Origin of the sequence: Daejeonella sp. (genome assembly GCF_044232565.1) — a bacterium.
Taxonomy (GTDB): Bacteria; Bacteroidota; Bacteroidia; order Sphingobacteriales; family Sphingobacteriaceae; genus Daejeonella.
Window position 1 is genome coordinate 1 of record NZ_JBIILQ010000188.1, and the last position, 5,505, is coordinate 5,505.

At 38.0% G+C, this 5,505-nt stretch carries 5 protein-coding genes; 3 read left to right on the forward strand and 2 right to left on the reverse strand.

What is annotated here, in order from left to right:
- Together ACILQF_RS10010 and rlmH are read left to right on the forward strand one after the other, a co-directional pair.
- Window positions 1–2,295: PKD domain-containing protein (locus tag ACILQF_RS10010; protein ID WP_395627272.1), on the forward strand; the 2,295-nt coding region annotated here is incomplete at its 5' end.
- Window positions 2,295–2,768, forward strand: a complete 474-nt coding sequence (gene rlmH / locus ACILQF_RS10015) for a 23S rRNA (pseudouridine(1915)-N(3))-methyltransferase RlmH (RefSeq protein WP_395627273.1) — start codon at window positions 2,295–2,297, stop codon at window positions 2,766–2,768. The genes ACILQF_RS10010 and rlmH, both read left to right, overlap by 1 nt.
- A 187-nt stretch (window positions 2,769–2,955) precedes the next feature.
- Here the strand turns inward: rlmH and ACILQF_RS10020 are convergent, their stop codons facing one another.
- Entirely contained in the window at window positions 2,956–3,477 is a 522-nt protein-coding gene (locus ACILQF_RS10020; RefSeq protein WP_395627274.1) for a DUF5606 domain-containing protein, read from the reverse strand.
- A 96-nt stretch (window positions 3,478–3,573) separates the two neighbouring features.
- Window positions 3,574–4,011: a peptidylprolyl isomerase gene (locus ACILQF_RS10025; RefSeq protein WP_090704579.1), complete on the reverse strand. Its 438-nt coding sequence runs from the start codon at window positions 4,009–4,011 to the stop codon at window positions 3,574–3,576.
- Between the two features lie 113 nt (window positions 4,012–4,124).
- Between ACILQF_RS10025 and ACILQF_RS10030 the strand changes: the two genes are divergently transcribed.
- Window positions 4,125–5,387, forward strand: coding sequence for an asparagine synthetase B (locus tag ACILQF_RS10030; RefSeq protein WP_395627275.1), 1,263 nt, complete (start codon window positions 4,125–4,127; stop codon window positions 5,385–5,387).
- The last annotated feature ends 118 nt before the right edge of the window (window positions 5,388–5,505 follow it).

Here is a 5,505-nt window from a genome sequence, read left to right on the forward strand (position 1 = left end):
ACCGGTGGGGGAACAACCGGTGGAACCCTTCAAAATCCGCTTATTGCGCTCTATACAATAGATACACTTGGAAACTCTACATCATTCTCTGCTCAAGTAGGATCCCTTGCTGCGGGAACAGCAATATCTACCTATTATAAAGGAGGCCTAATCGTAGGAAAAGTTTATTATATAAGGGTAAGTGCCAGAAACAATAATACAGGAACTTTTAAACTGTGTATCGATAATTATTTCGCACCATTAAAAGCTGGGCAAGATTTTGAAACCGCCTCTATTTTATGCGACAAAAGAACATTTACAGAAAGTAATGTTGCAGGAGCTGGAACAAAAAATACTGAATCGGCCGGTTCATGCCTTGGTACAGAATCAAATTCAGTCTGGTATAAATGGACTGCCTCGAACAATGGTACATTAACCATGGATATTACTCCAACAGTTAATACAGATGATATCGACTGGATATTATACGATCTCGGACCTTCAGGCAATTTTAGTACTAAAACCTTGTTAAGATGTGCAGTAGGACATGGTGTGGATAATACAGCTTGTCCGAATGAGCCATTGTATTTTAAAACCGGAATGAACCTGACTTCGACGGATATTTCCGAATTGTCGGGCTGCGGACTTGGAGGGCAAGATGGATACCTGAAGTACATAGACATGCAGCAGGGACATACCTATGCCCTGCTTGTAGATAATTTCTCGAATGGAAATAATGGTTTTAAACTCGAGTTTGGTGGCACAGGTGAGTTTAAAGGGCCTATACCTAAAATCAATCTTTCTAAAAACCAACCATGTACCGTTAACCAGAATTTCACCTTCACCAGTAACGGATCGGCAAACTATACCAGAGTACAGTGGTTCTTTGGCGATGGAGCAAGTATTGCTTCATCAATAGATCCTAACCCACCGGCAATCAGTTATTCAAGCCCTGGCTTTAAAACTGCTGTTCTACAGGTTTTTAATGGCGATGGTTGCTCTGTTGGAATTACCGAATCATTTCTGGTTGGACTAAAACCTGACCTTCCTCTGATCAATGGCCTGAAACCGAGATATTGCATTGGTGAAAACATCCTTCTTAACACACCCTTACAGGCAAATGCGTCCTACTCATGGACAGGCCCCAATGGGTTTACATCAAGCTTACAAGAAATAAATATCACAATTGATGATGCAAACAAAGCGGGTATCTATACACTTAGCGTAACTATCAATGGCTGTACTTCAGACACCAGATCAGTTACAGTCCCTCTTATCGGACAAACTCCAATAGCTTCATTTATCAGCTCAATTACCAAGGCTTGTACGCCACAGCAAACATTTACATTTACCAACAGTTCACAAAACTTTGCTAAACTGCGCTGGAATTTTGGGGAAGGTGCTAGTATTTTACCAGGCAATAGCAATCCGATTAATACCATTACTTATTCAAGTTCGGGAGTAAAAACCATTATCCTTGAGGCCGAGGGCAACTCAGGATGTATCAGTATCTTTAGCCAAGATTTAATCGTTGCACTGAGTCCGGATCGACCAATAATATCAGTCAATAAACCAGATTTTTGCTTAACGGATACTATACGTCTAAGCACACCGCCACAAACAGATGTTGTTTACCGTTGGACTGGCCCAAACAATTTCATATCAGACCAAAGAGCACCGCAAATAGCCGTTACAAGCCCCTTAGTGGCCGGGACCTATTCTGTAACAATCAGCAGAGGAAATTGCAGTACAGAGACTATTAGCATGGTTGTGCCACCAATTTATCAGAATCCTACAGCGGCATTCCGTGCGGAACCAAGGATACCCTCCAAATTAGCTATCCCAATAAAGGTTAATTTTTTTAATGAATCAAAAGATGCTAATGCGTATTTATGGGATTTCGGGGACGGAAATACCTCTACAGATACCAATCCTGAGCATATTTACACCAGTGTTGGAAATTTCGATGTGACACTTACTGTATTTAAGAGTTCCGTCTGCAGTGCCTCAATTGTAAAAGGCCAATTTATGATAAGCGCAGATAATATCCTGTTCGTGCCGAATACATTTACACCCAACAATGATGGTGTGAATGATGAATTCGTGATCAGCATAACCAATATTAAAACATATAGGATCCAGATATTTAATCGTTTTGGAGTACCTTTATTTCTATCAAACGATATATTTGATCACTGGAAGGGGTTTTATAAGAATGAAATCTTACCGGTTGGAACGTATTACTATGTAATTGATGCCACTGATTTCAATTCAAACATCATTAAAAAATCAGGCTCAGTAACCATCATAAAATAATGAAAATCACCCTTCTTACCATTGGAAAAACAGAAGACAAGTACTTGATTGAGGGTATTGACATTTATCTGAAACGCCTAAAACACTATATTCCATTCCAAATTATAGAAATACCGGAATTGAAAAACACAAAAAATCTATCCAGAGATCAACAAAAAATTAAAGAGGCTGAACTTATTTTTAAAAACATTCAAAGCACAGACCATATTATTTTACTTGATGAGAATGGGAAAGAATTGACGTCAAAAAATTTTTCCGTATATTTAAATAAGAAAATGGTTGGTGGTCAGCAGCACTTAGTTTTTATTGTTGGAGGCCCATATGGGTTCAGCGATGAAGTTTATACTCGAAGTAATGATAAACTATCGTTTTCACAAATGACCTTCTCTCATCAAATGATTCGATTGTTCTTTACCGAACAATTATATAGGGCCTTTACCATTCTGAAGGGAGAGCCTTATCACCACGATTAAAATAACATGTCGGATTACAAACGAAAATATCGCTTCAAATATGTAAACCCTAGTAACGAAAAAAAACAGTTCTGGATTTTTGTGCTATTGGGGCTTGCCTTAGGGGCGGCAATTATTTACTTTTTCTAATGCAATGAAAAGGGCAGACTCACAATTAGTGATTCTGCCCTCCATATTTTATTAATCCCTATTTGGATTTTTGAGATAGTCTAGTGGCACTTTTCCCTGCAGCTTTTGTAGCTTTTGGCTTCTCTTTGGCAACTGGTTCAGGCTTTTTAGCTATAGCTTCAGCTGTTGCTGAAGTTTCAGAAATAGGCTCAGGTGCTGCTTCTTCGAATAAAGGCATATCCTTTATCGTGTTAAACCAAGTGATAATCTTTTTCATGTCTGAAGCATAGACACGCTCTTGATCGTGATCTGGAGCAACCTCTACAAAGAAAGCACGTAAAACCTTACCATCTGCAGTTTTGGGATCAGGTATATCTTTACTTTCCTTCATTTTAGCAAAAATATCAATCAACTTCAGATCAGCATTATCACCAAAAACGGTAATATCTTCTAAAGAGGCCATCTTTGCGGTACTTATATTAACCACAATTTTGTTCTTTAGGTCATCCAATGTTTCTAAAATAAAACCAGACTTATTCTGGCCAATCATTTTAAATAAACCCGGTTTACCCGAAACGGAAACTAGTCCTCTTAAATTCATTTTTTAGTAGTTAGTAGTTAGTAATTAGTAGTTAGTAATTAGTAGTTAGTAGTTAGTAATGGTCTATACTAAATACTTTGTACTAAATACTCTTAACTATTCTTCAATTATTTCTATTCCCAATATCTTATCGCCTTGACGGATATCATCTACAACATCTACATTCTCAACAACCTTACCAAAACAAGTATGGTTACGATCAAGGTGAGCAGTATTATTGCGACTATGGCAGATGAAGAACTGGGAGCCTCCAGTGTTTCTACCTGCATGAGCCATTGACAGAACTCCTCTGTCATGAAATTGATTTTCACCTTCCAGCTCACAATCAATACTGTAACCTGGTCCGCCGGCACCTGTACCAGTAGGATCGCCACCCTGAACAACAAAATCATTAATTACACGGTGGAAGGTCACACCATCATAATAACCCTCTTTTGCCAATTTTAAAAAATTTGCAACTGTGTTAGGTGCATCCTTATCATAAAATTGCACAGTCATGTCACCTTTTTCAGTTTTTATAATTGCTTTGCTCATAATTCAATTCATTTAATAATTGGCAAAGTTAATTATTTCGAGCAATTGCTAAAATTCTATAATTATCTTCTTCTTTTTATACCTTTAATTCATCTTTAACATTATAAAAATACATGCTAAAAGTCCGTTTAACACTCCTATTCTTACTTTTTGTTTCACTGTGCAGGGCTGCTTCAATTCTCATTCCTATGGATGAGGAACAGAAAAATCACCTAAAGGCTTATGGAATTACCTATTGGGCACTAAAAAATGGAATAGAAACGGACTGGCTTTTAAATTATCGTGGCGGAAGCTTTCTAGTAAAATATTCACAGAACATGGAAAATGAATGTAAAGTCCGTGGAGTTTCTTATGAAGTATTAAGCGATGGCAAAGTTAATCTCGTTTTAAATGAAATTACCGACCCATCAGTAAATATGGAAATGGTAAAACTTGAAAAAGCCCCGAAAATTGCAGTCTATTCGCCAAAAAATAAATTGCCTTGGGATGATGCCGTAACTATGGTACTTAGCTATGCCGAAATACCTTATGAAATCCTTTATGATGATGAGGTCTTAAAAGGAACACTACCAAAATATGATTGGCTACATCTGCATCATGAAGATTTTACAGGACAGTATAACCGCTTTTGGAGCGCCTTCAAAAATGCAAGCTGGTACATTGAAGATGTAAAATTACAGGAAATCACAGCTAAAAGAAATGGCTTCAAAAAAGTATCCGAAATGAAACTGGAGGTTGCCCGAAACATTCGAAGTTTTTGCGCTGGCGGTGGGTTTATGTTTGCCATGTGCTCCGGACCGGAAACAATTGATATTGCACTAGCAGCGAACGGAATAGATATCGTAGATCGTGTTTTTGATGGAGATCCTGCCGAAGCTAATGTCCAATCAAAACTTGATTTTAACCAAACTTTGGCCTTCCAGAATTTCAGCCTCGATTTAAACCCTTTAAATAATGAGTTTTCAACAATAGATGCTACACCCACAAGATCTTTAGCACTGAATAGAACGAACGATTTCTTCACTCTTTTTGATTTTTCAGCAAAATGGGATATTGTGCCATCCATGCTTACCCAAAACCATGAAAAAGTGATAAAAGGATTTATGGGTCAAACAACTGCTTTTAGAAGAAATGTAATCAAGCCTAATGTTTTAGTGATGGGCGAAACCAAGACCAGTGCTGAGGCAAGATACATTCATGGTGAATTTGGACAAGGTCAATGGACATTTTATGGCGGACACGATCCTGAAGATTATCAACATATTGTGGGCGATCCACCAACAGATTTAAACCTGCATCCCAATTCACCAGGGTACAGGCTCATCCTAAACAATGTTTTATTCCCAGCAGCGAAAAAGAAAAAACAGAAAACGTGAGATTGGTTGGGAGTTATCAGTTGTCAGTATTACTGTGCCCATACCAATCAGTTGGTTAGTAGTTAGGTGGTTAGGCTTACGACATTTGATAGTTGTTGTCTTTGTCGGTTATCAGACA